Raw genomic sequence first — 18571 nt, forward strand, 5'->3', positions numbered from 1 at the left:
CACGACGCGGGACAGCCCGCCGACGGGGGAAGATCGGCGGGCTGTCCTTGGTGTTTCCGCAGTGGCTCTTGGGTGTTCCTAGTGGACGGAGTGCTCCTCCAGCGGGAACGTTCCGCCGACGACGTCCTCGGCGTAGGCCCGGGCCGCGTTGCCCATGACCTCGCGCAGATCCGCGTACTTCTTCACGAACTTCGGGACCCGGCCCGAGGTCAGGCCGAGCATGTCCGTCCAGACCAGGACCTGCGCGTCGGTCTCGGGACCGGCGCCGATGCCGACCGTCGGGATGTGCAGCACCCGGGTCACCTCGGCCGCGAGCTCCGCCGGGACCAGTTCGAGTACGACCGCGAACGCGCCCGCGTCCTGGACCGACTTGGCGTCCCGCAGCAGCTGCTGGGCCGCCTCCTCGCCGCGGCCCTGCACGCGGTAGCCCATCGCGTTGACGGACTGCGGGGTCAGGCCGATGTGCGCCATCACCGGGATGCCGGACTCGACGAGCAGCCGGATCTGCTCGTACGACCGCTCGCCGCCCTCCAGCTTGACCGCGCCGACGCCCGCCTCCTTCACCAGCCGGGTCGCCGAGCGCAGGGCCTGCACCGGGCCCTCCTGGTAGGAGCCGAAGGGGAGGTCGCCGACGATGAGGGCGCGCTGGGTGCCTCGGACCACGGCCGCCGACAGCATCGTCATCTCGTCCAGGGTGACGGGCACCGTCGACTCGTAGCCGAGGTGACAGTTGCCGGCCGAGTCGCCGACCAGGAGCACGGGGATGCCGGCCTCGTCGAAGACGGAGGCGGTCATCGCGTCGTAGGCGGTGAGCATGGGCCACTTCTCGCCGCGTTCCTTGGCGAGGGCGATGTCGCGGACCGTGATGCGGCGAGTGCCCTTCCCCCCGTACAGCGCCCTGCTGCCGTCGGAGGGGCTGTTCTGCACAGTCTGGGCAGCCGAAAGCTGCGTCATGGCAACGGCTCCTTCAAGTCATCTCGAGGCACCCTGACGGCGTCCCCGGATCCCTCCCATGGTGGCACTTCGTGCCGCCCTCGGCCAGAGCACCCCCATGTGATCCATCGGTCACCGGCCGTCGCTCCACCTTGTCGCGTTGTATAAAGCCCGGGTAAAGGTATTCAGATACGAGACGGTGCCGTATTGAAATGGCCTTAGGCTCGTCGGCATGACAACTCCTGCCGACCACGCTCCAACCGGCCCCCGCATATCCGAAGCGGTGCACCGGCGCCGCTGGGCGATCCTCGGCGTGCTCATGCTCAGCCTGCTGATCGTGGTGCTCGACAACTCGATCCTGAATGTCGCCGTCAAGACCATCTCCACCCCGGCCCCGGTCGGCCTCGGTGCCACCCAGAGCCAGCTGGAGTGGGCGATCAACGCCTACACCCTCGTCTTCGCCGGCCTGCTCTTCACCTCCGGCCTCGTCGGTGACCGCCTCGGCCGCAAGAAGGTGCTGATCGGCGGCCTCGTGGTGTTCGGCATCGGCTCGGCCCTCGCCGCCGAGTCCGGCTCCGCCGACCAGCTGATCGCCTACCGCGCCCTGATGGCCCTCGGCGCCGCCTTCGTGATGCCCGCCACCCTCGCCGTCCTGATGAACGTCTTCGAGCGTCAGGAGCAGCCGAAGGCGATCGGCATCTGGGCCGGCGGCGTCGGCCTCGCCATCGCCATCGGCCCGATCACCGGCGGTGTGCTGCTCGACCACTTCTGGTGGGGCTCGGTCTTCCTCATCAACGTACCGATCGTGATCATCGCGCTCGCCCTGATGGTGTGGCTGGTGCCCGACTCGCGCGACCCGCGCCCGGGCCGCCTCGACCCCGTCGGCGTGGTCCTGTCCGTCGTCGGTCTCGTCCTGCTGGTCTACGGCATCATCAAGGGCGGCGAACTCGCCGACTTCACCGACGCCAAGGTCCTCGCCACCATCGCCGCGGGCCTCGCCGTGCTCGTCGGCTTCGTGATCTTCGAGAAGCGCAGCGACCACCCGTCCCTGGACGTCAGCTACTTCAAGAACAAGGTCTTCTCGGCCGCCATGGCCGCCATCGCGCTGGTCTTCTTCGCGCTGATGGGCGTGACCTTCTTCTCCGTCTTCTACACCCAGAGCGTGCGCGGCTACTCGCCCCTGCAGTCCGGTCTGCTGCTGCTCCCGCTGGCCGCCGCGCAGATGATCTTCGCGCCGCGGGCCCGGCTGGTGGTGGACCGGATCGGCAACAAGGCCACCACCGCGGGCGGTCTGGTGCTGATCGCCGTCACCCTGGGCGCCTTCGCCACCTTCGAGGCCGACACGCCGATCTGGATCCTGGAGGTCGTCTTCTTCCTGATGGGCACCGGCATGGCGCACATCATGACGCCGACCTCGGTCGTCATCATGCAGGCCCTGCCCCGCGAGAAGGCCGGTTCCGCCTCCGCGCTCAGCAACACCTTCCGCCAGGTCGGCGGCGCCCTCGGCATCGCGGTGCTCGGCTCGGTGCTCTCCACGTCGTACCGCAACGGCATCGAGGGCAAGCTCGGCACGCTGCCGCCGGGGCTGCGCGAGACCGCCGGCGAGTCCATCGAGGCCACGCTCGGCGTTGCCGCCAAGCTCGGTGACCAGGGCAAGGCCCTTGTCACCCCCGCCAACGACGCCTTCCTGCAGGCCATGCACACCACCGCCCTGTGCGGCGCGGGCGTCGCGCTGATCGGCGCCGTGGTCGTGACCCTCTTCCTGCCGGGCAAGCCGCCGGCCGGTCAGCAGGGCGACCGGGAGCAGGAGTTGGTCGTAGCGGCGGAGTGAACGACTGAACGGACCGGTACCACGGGCAGGAGTCACGGGGGAGAGCACGTGGACGACCACGGGGGGAGGCTTCGGCTGCGGGAGAATTCCCGCAGCCAGTGAGAGGACGGTATGACGTGACGCTTGCCGACAGCGGACCGCGGTCCATCGCCCCGGCCCGGGGCCGCCCGCGCAGCGAGGCGGTGGAGATCGCCATCCTGGAGGGCGTGATGAAGCTCCTGGAGGAGGGCGTTCCGCTCGCCGAGTTGTCCATCGAGCGGATCGCCCGGACCGCCGGCGTCGGCAAGGCCACCATCTACCGCCGCTGGAACGGCAAGGAGGAGCTCTTCGTCGACGTCATGCGCGCCGCCGAGCCCCCCGACCCCGAACTCCCCGGCACCTCCATGCGCGACGACCTCATCGTGCTGCTGGAAGCGCTGCGGCAGCGCGGCCTGGTGAACCGTTCGTCGGCCATCCTGCACAACGTCTACGCCCAGATGAAGAGCAGCCCCCGCATCTGGGACGCGTACCACGCCAACGTCATCAACCCCCGGCGCGAACTCGGCAAGGAGGTGCTGCGCCGGGGCCAGCGGAACGGCGAACTCCGCGCCGACGTCGACATCGAACTGGCCAACGACATGTTCACCGGCCCGATGCTGCTCAGGGCCATACTGCGCCCGGAAGCGGAACTCCCCGAGGGGCTGGCCGAACAGATGGTCGACACCGTGCTGGCGGGTCTCGGACCGGTCGGCACGCCGGAGCCGTAGTCAGGGTCGCGCGGCCGCCGCGGACATGACCCGAGTGTTCGCGTTTCGTCACAGTCCCGGCGGACCCGGCGGTAACCGGAACCCCTTCCCTCGGCTTGTTCGTCCTCGTCTTCCGTACGGCCGTCATGTGACGGCGGGAGAGAAGCCGATCATCCCCTAGGGTCGTAACCGGGGGACGACGGTGTGCACGGCAGGTTGTGAGGCAGACGGTATGGCGCAGCAGGCGTACATGACGGAGACGGACAACGGCGGCTCGGGACCCGAGCGTCGGGGAGACCGGTTCCGGCGCCTGGTGAACCGCTTGCTGTCCGGCTGGCGCGACGATCCGCGGATCTGGCGCCGGGGCATCGTCACCGCCGTGGTGGCGCTGCTCCTCGCCGGTGTGATGCTGCTGCACTCCCGCATCCCCAACGCCGTCGGCAACCTCGGCAGTCTCACCGAGACCTTCCTGCCCTGGCTGGGTCTGCTGATCCCGGTCCTGCTGGTGATCGGCATCCTGCGCAGGTCGGCGACGGCGCTGATCGCCGTACTGCTCCCGGCGATCGTCTGGCTGAACCTGTTCGGCGGACTGCTCACCGACAAGCAGGGCAGCGGCGGCGACTTCATGGTCGCCACCCACAACGTCAACGCCGACAACCCCGACCCGACCGGCACGGCCACCCGGCTCGCCTCCTCCGGCGCCGATGTGCTGGCCCTGGAGGAGCTGACGGCGACGGCCGTTCCGACGTACGAGAAGGCGCTGGCGTCGACGTACAAGTACCACGCGGTCGAGGGCACCGTCGGGCTGTGGAGCAAGTACCGCCTCACCGGGGTCAAGGCCGTCGACATCAAACTGGGCTGGACGCGCGCGATGCGGGCCACGGTCGCCACCCCGCACGGCCCCCTCGCCGTCTACGTCGCCCATCTTCCCTCCGTACGCGTCAAGATGAACGCCGGGTTCACCGCCCGGCAGCGCGACAAGAGCGCGGACGCGCTGGGCGAGGCCATCGCCGACGAGAGCCTGTCGCGGGTCGTCCTCCTCGGCGACCTCAACGGCACGATGAACGACCGCTCCCTGAACGGCGTCACCTCGCAGATGCGCTCCACGCAGGGCGCGGCGGGCAGCGGGTTCGGGTTCAGCTGGCCGGCCTCGTTCCCGATGGCCCGCATCGACCAGATCATGGTCAAGGGCGTGGAGCCGGAGAGCTCCTGGACCCTGCCGAGGACCGGAAGCGATCACCTCCCGATCGCCGCCCGTGTGAACCTGGCCACATCGGATTCGTAAAAGACGCTGGTCAGCGCAGCGTTGTTGCCCTTGTCAGGACAATCGGACACTGCGCCGTAACCTGGCGGAATACTTGGCCTGGGAGACTTTGTTCCGTAGCTGAACTTAGAACGCACGGAACCCTGCTCCCCGAAAGGCAAAGCCCTTCATGCCTCTGGCCCTGCTCGCCCTGGCCGTCGGCGCTTTTGGTCTCGGCACCACCGAATTCGTCATGATGGGCCTGCTGCCCGACGTCGCCGACGACCTGCACATCTCGATCCCCGCCGCCGGCCATCTGGTCTCGGCGTACGCGCTGGGCGTCGTCATCGGCGCCCCGCTCCTGGCCGCGCTCACCGCACGCCTGCCCCGCCGCGCGGTCCTCATCTCCCTGATGGCCCTGTTCGTGGCGGGCAACGCGCTGTCGGCCCTGGCCCCCGGCTACGACTCCCTCCTGGCCGCCCGCTTCCTCAGCGGCCTGCCGCACGGCGCCTTCTTCGGCGTCGGCGCGGTCGTCGCCACCAACCTGGCGGCACCGGAGCGCAAGGCCCGCTCCGTCTCCCTGATGTTCATGGGCCTGACCGTCGCCAACATCGCGGGCGTCCCGGTCGCCACCCTCATGGGCCAGCACCTCGGCTGGCGGGCGACCTTCCTGGGCGTGAGCCTCATCGGCGTCGCCGCGATGGCCGCCGTCTTCCTCCTCATCCACCCCACCCACGCCCCCGCCCCGACGTCCGGCCTGCGCGGCGAACTCTCCGCGCTGCGCTCCCTCCCCGTCTGGCTGGCCCTCGCCACGACGGTCGTCGGCTTCGGTGCCCTCTTCTCCGCGTACAGCTACATCACGCCGATGCTGACGGACGCCGCCGGTTACGCCGATTCGAACGTCACGCTGCTCCTCGCCCTCTTCGGCGTCGGCGCCACGATCGGCAACCTGGTCGGCGGCCGCCTCGCCGACCACGCGATGCGCGGCACGCTCTTCGGCGGCCTGGTGTCCATGGTCGCGGTGCTGCTCCTCTTCCCGGTCCTGATGCGCACGGAGTGGAGCGCGGCGCTGGCGGTGGTACTGCTGGGCATCGCGGCGTTCATCACCGGCTCGCCCCTCCAGCTGATGGTCATGGAGAGGGCGTCCGCGGGCCCCTCCCTCGCCTCCTCCGCCAACCAGGCGGCCTTCAACCTGGCCAACGCCGGCGGCGCCTGGATCGGCGGCGTGGCCCTGGCCGCGGGCTTCGGCGTCACCTCCCCGGCACTGGCGGGCGCGGCCCTGGCCGTCCTGGGCCTGGGCGTCGCGAGCGTGGCGTACGCGGTGGACCGGCGGCGGGCGGTTCCGACGACCGTCCACGAGCGGGTCGTCGCCCTGCACGTCCCGGAGCCTGCGGAGACGGTGCACTCCTGACGGGCGGCGCCCCCGGTCGGACACCGATGAGTGTCCGACCGGGGGCGCTGTTGCTCTTTACAGGTCCGGGCCCAGCGAGGCCAGGTCGAAGGCGTTGCTGATCGTGCTGTAGCCGTCCGCGGTCAGGTTGACGTGGTCGCCGGAGTCGAAGTCCGCCGGGGCCGCGTCGTTGCCGAGCTTCAGTGCTTGCGGGTCGGCCTTACTCGCTGTGTCGGTGACCGCCACGGCCGCCTCCGCGTCCACGTAGCTCACCGTGGGCTTGGTGAAGTCGGCTTGGTCGGTGATCCAGGTGTTGGTGTCGATGCGGTTCTGGTCGACCGTCGCGGTGCAGGCGCTGTAGCCGTCGCAGGGCGTCAGAGTGGTGAAGACGACCTTGATGCCCCAGCCTTTGAGCTGGTCGCGCAGGAGGCCGAGGGAGTTGTCGATGTCGACATCGTCATGGCCCGCGACGATGTCCTCCAGGCCTTGCGTGACCACGACCGTGCGAACGCCGGGTACGGACAGCACGTCCCGGTCCAGGCGGGTGAGTGCTGCGCGACCGCCGGCGCCCGGACCCTGGTCGGTACCGAGGTAGTTGTTCTCGATGCCGGAGGCCACGACGCCGTAGACCGGCACGCCGTCGGTGTTGGTGATCAGGCGGTTCGCCAGGTCCTGGTTGTAGCGCGGGGTGCTGTAACCCGCTGTGTTGCCCGTGGCGCGGGTGTTGATGAGGCCGTCGCCGAGCACGGAGACCGTGGGCTGGTGGCCGGTGGTGGTGACGTCCACCTCGGTGAGGATGTCGGTGGAGCGGCCCGCGACCGTGCCGGTTCCCGTGAACGCCGTGTTGGCCGTGTCGGTGGTGTGGTCGCCGCTGCCGACGGCGCTGACATAACCGAGGGTGTCGTTGCCCGCCCAGGGGTGCATGACGAGGAAGCTCACCTGGTTCACCAGGTGGATACTGGTCGTGATGACCCCGCCTGGGGCGACCGGCATGGGGATCGGGTCGCTGTACAGTTCGCCGCCCTCCGGGATCACCACCGATTTGGCGCCGCCGAAGGTCACGTCCACGGGTGTCGACGCGGTGGTTGCGCCGCTACTGTACGGGGCGACGGTGACATGGTCGAGAGTCAGCGAGTCGGTGCCCACGGCGTTGGACAGGCGCAGCCGCACATGGTCGCCGCCAGCACTTATCTGGCTGACCTCGCGGAAGGTCTGGTTGCTGAAGGCGCCCATGGACGAGAACTGGAACAGCCCCTCGGTGGGCGCGCTCCAACTGCCGGTCCACGCGGCACCGCCGGCCGCGGTCGTGGTGTCACGGACGGACATGCCGATGATGTGCATTCCCGGCACGTACTTGCGCGCGGCGTCGGCCAGATCGGGCAGCGTCACTGAGCCGACGGTGGCACCGGCCTTCAACGGGACGGCGAAGGCGTAGATGTGGGTGCTGTGGGTCACCTGGGCGGTGGGGATGTTGCGGTATGGCAGGGTGACGGCTGCCGGCGCGTCGGGCCCGTCCAGCCAGTCGGGCATGGTCAGGTAGTAGGGCTGTGAGGTGCCGTCTCCGTAGGTGATGGATCCCTTCGGCGTGACGCAGTCCTCATAGGTGCCGTTGCCCAGACTGCAGTTGGTGGCGGACGTGTTGGTGTTGTCGGGGACGACGGGGCTGGTGGTGTCGCCGTCCTGGTGCTGGGAGCTGACGGACCCGTAGGTGGAGAAGCCGAGGAAGACCAGAGCCTGGCCGCTGGCGCCGTTCATCTGGATGGTCTGGTTGGCCGCCAGAACGTTGTCCCCCGTGCTGGCGCCGAAGTTGGGCAGGGTGAAGGTGGCGCCGTCCACGGTGATCTTGCCGCCTGGCTGCCAGCCGGCTGCCTTGAGGGTCTGGAGGGAGAGGGAACCGCCCGCTCCGTCGGCGTCGGCGGTGGTGTGGTCGCTGTCGTCGGTGGTGGCGGTGTCGTTGAAGGCCGCCTGCAGGCTGGTGTACGTATGCGTGGCGTGCCCGATCGCGGTGAACTCGTACTGCTGCTGAGAGGAGACGTTGCCTGCGGAGTCCACGGCGTAGACGTAGAGGGTGTGGGTGCCGGGTGCCGCCGGGGTCACGGTGATCTTGGCGGTGTTGTTGTCGGCCTTCTTGGTCTGTGAGGTGGGGGTGTTGGACGTGGGTGGCGCGGCGTCCAGACCGTAGAGAAACTTGGCGGCGTTGTTGTCGTTGGTGCCGGGGTTCACGGAGAGAGTGAAACTACCCGGGGTGCCGGCGGCGGTGATGCCGGGCAAGTCTTCTGGGTAGAGGCTGTCCGCTGTCTTGACGGTGGGCTGGGCGGGGCTGTGCAGGTCCACGGTGAAGTGGCAGGTGGCCGAGGTGGCGGAGGTGTCCTCGCCGTCCGAGGAGGTGACCTTCCAGCTGACCACGCTGCCGTCGGCGAGGCCGCTCATGAACGTCGAGGGCAGTTGTTTGGGCGCGTTGGCGCCGCTTGCGACGGTGGCGCTGGTCGTGGTGGTGGCCGCACCGCTGCCGACCCAGTACGAGTAGGTGGCCGCGAGGGCGTCCTTGTCGGTGTCGCTGACCGCGGCGTTGAGAGTGGGCGGGGTGGTGGCCAGGGTCTTGCCGACGATGGGATAGTCGCCTGTGGTGCCGCAGCCCAGCGACGTGGAGCCGACCTTGGTGGCCAGGGTGCCGGGCTTGTTCGGCACGTGGTTGTATGTGATGGACATGGAGGGGTTGTTGGCGAAGCGCTTGAAGTAGTTGCCGTCGCCGCTGCCGTTCTGGCTGTTGACCAGGGCGAAGGTCCAGCTCGTCCAGTGCGCGGCGGCGCCCTTGGCGATCGTGGAGGTCACCGAGAAGCCGCCGGAAGGCTCGCTGGTGCAGGCCGGGCCGAAGCTCTTGGTGGCCAGCTTGCTGGTCAGGGACGGCTTGGCGTTCCAGGTGGTGCCTGAGCTGATCGCACCGGACCAGTACAGGTAGATGTCCGAGGAGAGGCTGCAGCTGGCGGAGTAGTTCTCCTTCGCGTCGACCGTGGCCGAGACGATGTGCGCACCCCAGATGCCTGATGGGACGGCGAGCTGGAAGTAGGAGCGTTCGCCGCCGATACAGCCGGACCAGCTGTTGTAGCCGACGCCGGGGTCGCCGTACTGGGTGGAGTCGTAGTTCTTCGCTGCGGGGCAGCCCTGCTGGGTCTCGACGTAGTGCTGTTTGGCGCCGGTGGCGTAGTGCGGGTTCCAGGTCGGGTCGATGAAGACCGGGAATCTGGTGTGCGCGCCGGTGAGCAGCTTGGCGTCGGGGACCAGGGACAGTCTTCGGCCGCGCAAGCGGCCCTGGACGCGGGCGACTCGGGCCTTGGGCGCGGGACCGGCCTCGGGGGTTGTGTGGGCCGTGCCGATGCCGCTGGAGTCCCACATCGCCGACTGCGGGGCGCTGAAGAGCACCTTGCCGTTCGGTGTGGTCGCGGCGAGGTTGCCGTGGCCGTCGTCGGTGACGGTGACGCCCTTGGCCCGGGTGGTCAGGGCGAGTTGGGCGAGGGCGGGGTTGGCGGCGGCCTGCGCGTTCTTGACGACGAGGACCTGTGACCAGCCGCCCTGCGTGTCGGCGGTGACCCGCAGGTCCACGTCGGGCAGCACGTCCGGGTAGGTCAGGCTGGCGCCGGAGGCGTGCGGGGTGGGCAGCGCGCGGGGCCAGGACAGGGCGAGGGACGCCCTGCCCTTGGTCATGGTGGCGAGCGGGGTCGTACCGCCGCCGGAGAAGGCGAGCGGTTCGGCCGCGGTCCTCGGGCTCCAGGTACCGTCCGCGTTGCGTGTCAGGGTGGCGTCGACCGGAACCCAGCCGTGCGCCTTGCGAACCCGTACCGGCAGCAGGCTGGAGTCGTAGGTGACCGTGCCCGACGGGTTCGCTGTGGTGGTCGCCGTCTCGGTGGTCAGGGCGTCCACCCGGATCGGCTTGCCGGTTGCCGTGGCTTGTTTCTGTGCGCCGGCCAGCGCCGACTCCTCCGCTGTCGTCAGCCCGTCTTCGTCATCGGCCGGGCGCAAGGAGCCGGTGGGCTTCGGCGGCGTCGTGTCGTCCGTCGGCGCCGGAGTCAGGTCCGGCCGGCCGGTGTTGACATCTGCGACGGAGCCCGGAGCGGAGTCAGCCGCGGCTGGCTGAGCTGAGAGCGGTGCCAGGCAGAGCGCGCTGACCGTGGCAAGGACCAGTAGCCTGCCCGGTATTCGCGGGCTCTTTAATGGACCGCCAGAGGAAAGTCGGTGGAAACGGTCGGACATCTGCCCCCCAATTCGAGTCCGAGTGAAAAGCGCCTATGGGCGCGAGGGAGGCTACCCGCACTCACAGCGAAGCCACAACAGCCCGAGGGGGGAGCCGCCGCGGAAGGCATTCATCGGGCGTGTAGATGAAGTGTGCAACTTTGCCGCGCGGCAGCCTGGTTGAACCCGTTGTTAAGTAATCGCTACCGTTCGTAGGCAGGTTGACATATTTGACCTCAAGTTTTGGTTGAAGGCAGGTCGATACATGGGGATCTCTATACCTTCTGGACATGTGAAGGGGCTGTGGATGACGTTCTTGGTCTGATCCAATAGCTCCTCGACGGCCGTGCTGGAATGGGGGGTCCACAGTGCGTCAGAATTCGCGTTGGCGGATGTACAGAAAGACCATGCGGATACGCAGGGCGCCCGCCTTATGGACTGTCGCGATCAGTGTGCTGGCCCTGCTTTTCGGGTTCCTCTCGCCGACGGACGCGCTCGCGTCAGGACAGCACGCGGATTACCTCGTAAAGGCGAAGAAAGAACCGTCGGTACCCGTTTCGCCGGTCAAGGGCAAGGCCGTGAAGGCCTCGCACATGGGGCGCTGGAGCACCACCCAGGCGCACAAGACCTGGCCTGCCAAGGGTGCGGCCGACGTGGCGGTTCCCGCGCGTGGTGCCGCTGCCAAGCGGGCGTCGGGCGTTCCGGTGACCGTCGCATCGGCGAAGGGCGAGCACGCGGCGGATGCGGGCACCCGCGTGCACGTGTCGCTGCCGGGGCAGACGGCCGCGCAGAAGCTCGGCGTGCGCGGCGTTGTTCTCACCGTCCGGCCGGACAGCGCCAGTTCGGGCGGGACGACCCAAGTAGGCCTGGACTACTCGGCGTTCAAGGACGCTTATGGCGGCGACTGGGCCGGCCGGCTCCGCCTGGTCCAGCTGCCGGCCTGCGCGCTGACCACCCCGCAAGCCGCTGACTGCCACAAGCAGACTCCGCTGATCTCGACCAACGACGCGAAGACCCACACGGTCTCGGCCACCGTCGCCCTGCCGCAGTCCACCACCGCGCAGCCGATGGTGCTCGCGGCGGAGGCAGCCGCCTCGGGCAGTGGCGGCAGCTACGGGGCCACCGATCTCGCCCCGTCCGGCCAGTGGACGGCGGGCAGTTCGACCGGTGCCTTCAGCTACTCGTACCCCATCTCCGTGCCCGACGTCCCGGGCGGCCTGGCCCCGAGCGTGTCCCTGGACTACAGCTCGCAGAGCGTGGACGGGCGCACCTCCTCGACGAACGCCCAGTCCTCCTGGATCGGCGACGGCTGGGACTACTCACCCGGCTTCGTCGAGCGCAGCTACGCCTCCTGCTCCGACGACACGGCGGGCGGGTCCCCCAAGACCTCGGACGAGTGCTGGTCGGATGACGTCGACTCGCTCACTCTGTCGCTGAACGGCTCGTCCAACACGTTGGTGCACGACGACAAGTCGGGTACCTGGCACCCACAGGGCGACAGCGGCGAGAAGATCGAGGTCAAGACCGACACGGTCAACGGCGACAACGACAACGAGTACTTCGTCGTCACCACCGCCGACGGCACCCAGTACTACTTCGGCAGGAACCGGCTGCCAGGCTGGGCGACGGGCAACACGACCACCAACTCGGTGTTCACCACGCCCGTCTACGGCAATGACACGAGCGAGCCGTGCCACGCCGCGACGTTCGCCGACTCCTGGTGCCAGCAGGGCTACCGCTGGAATCTCGACTACACCGTCGACCCGCACGGTAACGCGATCAGCTACTGGTACACGCCGGAGACCGGCTACTACGGCCGGGACAACTCCACCACGCCGACCGTGTACACCCGGGGCGGCTATCTCTCCGAGATCCACTACGGGCAGCTGGCCGGCAAGGTCTACGACACCACCGCCCCGGCCGCCGCCCAGGTCTTCTTCGACTCCTCCGAGCGCTGCCTGGCCGACTCCGGCTTCGACTGCGCCACGTCCAAGATGACGACGGCGAACGCCTCGCACTGGCCGGACGTTCCCGTCGACCAGACCTGCGCCTCCACGGGCGCCTGCAACAACCACGGCCCGGCCTTCTTCACCACCAGGCGTCTGACGGGCATCCGTACCCAGACCCTGCTTGCGACCGGATACCAGAACGTCGACGCCTGGACGCTGACTCACACCTTCCCGCCGACCGGTGACACGACCACCCCCTCGCTGTGGCTGAGCCAGATCGTGCACACCGGCAAGGACGGCGGCAGCCTGGATCTGCCGCCGGTGAAGTTCGAGGGACAGGCACTGGCCAACCGCGTGGACGGCCTGGACGGTTACCAGCCGATCACCCGCTACCGGATGACCAAGGTCACCACCGAGTCCGGCGAAGTGATCACCGTCAACTACACCGGACCCCAGTGCCACCGCACGGGCACACCGGTGCTGCCGTCCAGCGCGGACGACAACGCCTATCTCTGCTATCCGCAGTACTGGACACCGCCGGGGCAGACGTCCCCCCAGCTGGACTGGTTCAACAAGTTCCTCGTCAAGTCCGTGACGACGCAGGACCCCACCGGCGGCGGACTGCCCGTCCAGACGTCGTACAAGTACGTCGGCGACCCGGCCTGGCACTACAACGACGACCCGCTCACCCAGGCCAAGTACCGCACCTGGAACCAGTGGCGCGGCTACGGCACGGTCGAGACCCGCACCGGCACGTCTCCCGAGAAGATCACGCTCTCCCGGGAGACGTACTTCCGCGGCATGGACGGCGACAAGACCTCCACCGGCACCCGTAGCGTCACCCTCAACGACACCGCCAACGACGACCCGCAGAAGGACTCCGACTGGCTGGCCGGCCAGACCTTCGAGGCGCAGACCTTCAACGGCGACGACGGCGCACTCCTCTCCGACGGCGTCACCGACCCCTGGAGCTCGGCGGCGACGGCCACCCAGACCCGTACGAAGGCGGGCCTGGAGCCGTTGGTCGCGCGCCGCACCAACATCCAGCGGGCCCGCACCGTCACCACCAAGGCGGACGGCACCAAGCGCACCACCGAGATCGACTACACGATCGACGGCACCAGCGGGCTGCCCCAGACCGTCGACGACCTGGGCGACGTCGCGACGTCCACCGACGACAAGTGCACCCGCACCTGGTACGACACGGACGCCTCCGGCAACCAGCTGCCCGTCCCGCGCCGGGTCCAGGAGGTCGCCGTCTCCTGCACGGCCACCCCGAAGTACCCACAGGACCTGCTCAGCGACGACCTCACCTTCTTCGACGGCTCCACCAGCAACACCGCCGCGCCCACCAAGGGCGACGTCACGATGGTTCAGAAGGCCGACTCGGCGGCGGCCGACGGCACCCCGCACTACGTCACGGCGCTGAAGAACACCTACGACTCCTACGGTCGCGAACTCACCGAAACGGACGCCGACGGCCGCGTCACGACCACGGCCTACACCCCCGCGACCGGTCTCTCCCCGACCTCCATCACGGTCACCCAGCCGAAGGTCACCGGCCAGACCGCCGGCTTCACCACCACGACCACGCTGGACCCGGCCCGCGGCCTCGACCTGAAGACCACGGACGCGGCCGGCTACTCCACCACCAGCACCTACGACCCGCTGGGCCGCCTGACAGCGGTGTGGAGCCCGGGCTTCCCCACCGACAACAACCCCAACGTCAAGTACAGCTACAACCTCTCGCCGTCGGTGCCGTCCACGGTCACCACCCAGACCCTCGACGACGACAACTCCTACCGCACCTCCATCTCCCTCTACGACGCGATGCTGCGCCCGCGAGAGACGCAGACGGCCACCGTCGACGGCGGCCGTACGATCACCGACACCGTCTACGACTCGCACGGCTGGGCGGTCAGCTCCTCCGACGCGTACTACAACACCGGCGCCCCGAGCGGCACGCTGGTCGACGCGCCCGACAACAAGACCCCGTCCCAGACCGCCACGGTCTATGACGGCGCGGGCCGAGTCACGGCCTCGATCGCCTACCACTTCGCCTCCGAGACCTGGCGCACCACCACCGCCTACCCCGGCTCCGACCGCGTCGACGTCACCCCGTCGGCCGGTGCCATACCATTCGGAGCCACCCCCACCACCACGTACACGGACGCCCGCGACCAACTGGTCAAGCTGCTGCGCTATCACGGAAGCACGGCCACCGGCGCCGCCGACACCGTCACCTACTCCTACGACGGGGCCGGCCACCAGATCGGCCAGGACGACGGCCAGGGCCACACCTGGTCCAGCGGCTACGACCTCTTCGGCCGCCGCACCTCCCAGACCGACCCCGACACCGGCTCCTCCAGCTCCACGTACGACAACGCCGGCCAGCTGCTGACCACGACCGACAACCGCGGCAAGACCATCAGCTACACGTACGACGAGATGGGCCGCAAGAAGGCCGAGTACGACACCACGGGCGGCGTCGCGCAGTCGACGTCGAACGAGCTCGCCGCGTGGACGTATGACACGCTGAAGAAGGGCAAGCCGACCGCGTCCATCCGCTATGTGGGTGGCACCGGCGGCTCCGCGTACACCGACAAGGTCCTCGGCTACGACAGCCACGGCTGGGTGCAGGCCACCGAACTCGTCGTCCCGGCCGCCGAGGGTGGCCTCCAGGGCAACTACATCCACCAGAACACGTACAACCTCACGGGAACGCTGAAGAACTACACCGACCAGGACCCGACGGCCGTCAAGCTGCCGCAGGAGACCGTCTCCTACAACTACGACGCCTACGGCCGCCCCACTTCCGTCGGCGGCACCACGAACAGCTGGGACTACGTCGACAAGCTCAGCTACACGGAGTTCGACGAGCCGTACCAGTTCACCTACGGCACCTCCGGCAACTTCGCGCAGCAGACGCTGAACTACGACGACCAGACCCACCGTCTGTCGGACTCGACCACCATCACCCGGTCGGGCGCCGCGATCGCCGACAAGACGAGCTACTCCTACCAGCCCTCCGGCAACGTCACGAAGATCACCGACAAGCTGGAGACCGGCTCGACCGACACCCAGTGCTTCGACTACGACTGGGCACAGCGTCTGAAGGACGCGTGGACGGCCACGGACGACTGCTCGGCCACTCCCGCGTCCGGCGCCTCGACGACCGTGGGCGGCCCGTCGCCGTACTGGCAGTCGTGGTCCTACGACGCCACGGGCGCGCGCTCCTCCCAGGTTGACCACGACACCACGGGCGACACGTCCCACGACGCGACCGCCTCGTATACCCCGTTCGCGGCCAACAAGGGCCCGGCCCACGCGGTGTCCCAGGTGAACACGGTGGTGCCGGGCGACTCGACGGCCGACACCACCAACGCCTACACCTACGACGACGACGGCAACGTCCACACCCGCACCACCCGCGCGGGCACCGACACCCTCATCTACGACGACGAGGACCACCTCTCCGAACTGGCCTCGACAGGCTCGGCCGGCGACACGAAGTACCTTTACGACGCCGACGGCACCCTGCTGATCCGCCACAGCCCGGACGGGACCACCCTCTACACCGGCGACGAGGAGATCACCCTCAAGACCGGCGCCGCGACCGCCGACGGCGTGCGCTACATCTCCATCGCCGGCGAGACGGTGGCCATCCACTCCTCCGACGGCAAGTTCACCTACCTGATCCCGGACCGGCAGGGCACCGGCACCCTGGAGATCGACTCCCAGACCCAGCAGGTGGTCCGCCGTCAGTACAAGCCCTTCGGCGAGTCACGTGACCAGACCGGAACGTGGACCGGCCAACAGGGCTACGTCGGCGGCACCCAGGACGACAACACGGGCCTGACCAACCTCGGCGCCCGCGAGTACGACCCGACCATTGGCCGCTTCCTCAGCCCCGACCCCCTCATGGACACGGGCTCCCCGCAGACCTGGAACGCCTACGACTACGCCGGCGACTCCCCGGTCACCGAGTCCGACCCGTCGGGCCTGTGCATGGGCGACCAGTGCGGCATCGGCTATCCGATCGGCGGCACCGGCACCAGTAAGAGCAACCCGACCAGGTACGTCACGACCGGCCCGGTCGACCCGATGGGCACGAACACCGCTGTCTGCCACCACGGCAGGTGCTCCGACGGCCACAGCTTCGGCGCGGCCGGCGGCAACATCAGCAAGAAGACGTACGACCCGCAGGCCGAGGCCCGGGCCGTGCAGCGAGCCAAGGCCACGGCGAACGCGGCCGCCGCCGCGGCGAAGAAGCAGGCGTCCGGCCTCAAGCACCAACTCCTCAGCCTGGTCGCTGACGTTCTCGGCCTGACCGACGCCTACAACTGCTTCACCAAGGGCGACGTCATGGGCTGCGTCAACACGGCTCTGACAGCGGTCCCATGGGGGAAGGTCTTCAAGGCCATCAAGGTAGGCGTCGAAGCCTTCAAGGTCTGGCGAGCCCTCGACCGCGCCTATACGGCGGTCAAGGACGCGGAGGAGGCCGCGAAACTGGCCGAGGACGCGGTACGTGCGGAACACGCGCTGGTGGAGACGCGAGCGGCAGAGAATGCGGGAACGGACGCGGCGACATGCTCGCTCCACAGCTTTGTCCCCGGTACCGGCGTCCGCCTCGCCGATGGCACATCAAAACCGATCAGCAAGGTGAAAGCCGGCGACAAGGTCCTGGCCACCGACCCGCAGACCGGCGTCACGGCTCCGGAGCAGGTCCAGCAGGTCATCGTCACGAAGACTGACAAGAACTTCACGACGCTGACCCTGGATACGGCCCCGACCCGCGGCCCGCCCCAAGGGGAGCTCCAGAAGCAGACCCTCACCACCACCTGGCACCACCCCTTTTGGGACGCCACCCACCACCGCTGGACCGACGCCCACGACCTCACCCCGGGCACCAGGCTCCGCACCGCGGACGGCACGACTGCCACGGTGGCCGCGGTCCGCAATTTCCACCAGAGCGAGACGACTTACGACCTCACCGTCGGCACCCTGCACACGTACTACGTGCTCGCCGGATCCGTCCCGGTGCTTGTACACAATTGCACTACGACACTCACAGCGCATCAGGCGAGCCTCATACGCCCAGGCCCGCACGCGGATGCGTCCGTGGCTGCAACCGGCGCAGATGTCTCCGGAGCACAATCCGAGGCGATGCAGGGCCTGCCGTGCCACTCCTGTGGCAGTACGGCCGAGGGCGAAACCATGGTCGGAGATCACCAACCTGCTACTGGGTTGAATCCCGGAGCAGATCAGCGGCTCTATCCACAGTGCCCGGCGTGTAGTAGTGACCAGTCCAGGGCGGTGCTCAGGGCCCAGAAGCTCATGCGTGACCACTTCAATATGCCCGATCCAAGTGCGGAAGGTTACTACGATAAGCTCACGTCGATCCTCGACGGTCATATCAGTGGTTAGTTTCTGCGCAACTGGAGTGAGCCATGTACATCGGGGCAGTCCAGCTCCTGCTCAATCATCCGCTGGTGATGATTGGTGCGACCGGAGATATTGAGGATTTCGCTGAGACCCCGCTGTCTGGACCATTCGCGCCGGGAACGTCACACCTTGCCGTTCCCGCACGTGCCCAGATTGCGACGGTCTTGGTCCGGTTGTGGAACGGTGCGCATCCGGATACTGGAACGGTGGTATTTGAATCTTCCTTGACTCTTCCCGATGGTGCGATTGCAGTTTTCGACGTCGATCGAGTGGTTCGATTCGTGAGGCAAGTCGGGAAGCCCGGGCGTCAAAGTCTGACAATTCGAGTGGACGATTTGAAGCGAGCCTCGAGGATTGACGTCGTGGTGAATCGCGGACCTGGCAGAGTCAGTCTCAACAGAATTCCGGGATACGCCCTCCCGGGCGTGGACGGCGTGTCGGATTCTTTTGCCTCTGCGGACGCGCTGGCTCTGATTCTTTCGAGTGAAAGCCAGCCGGAGGCCCGCTTTATCACCGCGCTCGACCTGGTTATTTCTGAGTGGGGTAAAGATGTGTCGCAACGCAATGAAAGATTGAACTCGTATCGCGTCCAGCGGATCACGGAGTGGCTCAAAAGCGCATATCCAGAAGTTGATCACGAACTCTGGTCCGGTATTTCCGAGTTCATTGAACGCGCCATTTCGGGTGAGCTGGATAATCCTGATGGAACAGCGGCAATCCTTATCGCCGGGTCGGTTATTCGAAAGATTGAGGAGTCCTATCTCTCCTTGTGACGTCGGCTAGAGATGGATTCGTGAGCGGTCAATGTTGGGGGCGGAGTTTTCCTCG

At 68.0% G+C, this 18571-nt stretch carries 8 protein-coding genes; 6 read left to right on the forward strand and 2 right to left on the reverse strand.

Going from position 1 to position 18571, the window contains the following annotated elements; all coding sequences use genetic code 11:
• Positions 1-78: 78 nt before the first annotated feature.
• Positions 79-954 (reverse strand): 3-methyl-2-oxobutanoate hydroxymethyltransferase, encoded by an 876-nt coding sequence (gene panB, locus KVT45_RS31900; protein ID WP_217552617.1) that lies wholly within the window; start codon positions 952-954, stop codon positions 79-81.
• Between the two features lie 211 nt (positions 955-1165).
• On the opposite strand from panB, the gene KVT45_RS31905 reads away from it, so the two are divergent.
• From KVT45_RS31905 to KVT45_RS31920, 4 genes are all read left to right on the forward strand, one after another.
• A complete protein-coding gene (locus tag KVT45_RS31905; RefSeq protein ID WP_217552618.1) occupies positions 1166-2764 on the forward strand; it encodes an MFS transporter in 1599 nt (532 codons plus the stop codon).
• A 116-nt stretch (positions 2765-2880) separates the two neighbouring features.
• Positions 2881-3510, forward strand: coding sequence for a TetR/AcrR family transcriptional regulator (locus KVT45_RS31910; protein WP_217552619.1), 630 nt, complete (start codon positions 2881-2883; stop codon positions 3508-3510).
• A gap of 211 nt (positions 3511-3721) precedes the next feature.
• Positions 3722-4774 (forward strand): endonuclease/exonuclease/phosphatase family protein, encoded by a 1053-nt coding sequence (locus KVT45_RS31915; RefSeq protein WP_217552620.1) that lies wholly within the window; start codon positions 3722-3724, stop codon positions 4772-4774.
• A gap of 148 nt (positions 4775-4922) precedes the next feature.
• Positions 4923-6143, forward strand: coding sequence for an MFS transporter (locus KVT45_RS31920; RefSeq protein WP_217552621.1), 1221 nt, complete (start codon positions 4923-4925; stop codon positions 6141-6143).
• Positions 6144-6200: 57 nt separating this feature from the next.
• Here the strand turns inward: KVT45_RS31920 and KVT45_RS31925 are convergent, their stop codons facing one another.
• A complete protein-coding gene (locus tag KVT45_RS31925; protein WP_254647643.1) occupies positions 6201-10139 on the reverse strand; it encodes a hypothetical protein in 3939 nt (1312 codons plus the stop codon).
• A gap of 617 nt (positions 10140-10756) precedes the next feature.
• Here KVT45_RS31925 and KVT45_RS31930 point away from each other — a divergent pair.
• Together KVT45_RS31930 and KVT45_RS31935 are read left to right on the forward strand one after the other, a co-directional pair.
• Positions 10757-17725, forward strand: coding sequence for an RHS repeat-associated core domain-containing protein (locus KVT45_RS31930; RefSeq protein ID WP_254647644.1), 6969 nt, complete (start codon positions 10757-10759; stop codon positions 17723-17725).
• Positions 17726-17748: 23 nt separating this feature from the next.
• A complete protein-coding gene (locus KVT45_RS31935; RefSeq protein WP_217552623.1) occupies positions 17749-18516 on the forward strand; it encodes a hypothetical protein in 768 nt (255 codons plus the stop codon).
• Positions 18517-18571 lie beyond the last annotated feature (55 nt).

Source organism: Streptomyces sp. GbtcB6 (assembly GCF_019091475.1).
Classification (GTDB): domain Bacteria; phylum Actinomycetota; class Actinomycetes; order Streptomycetales; family Streptomycetaceae; genus Streptomyces; species Streptomyces hyaluromycini.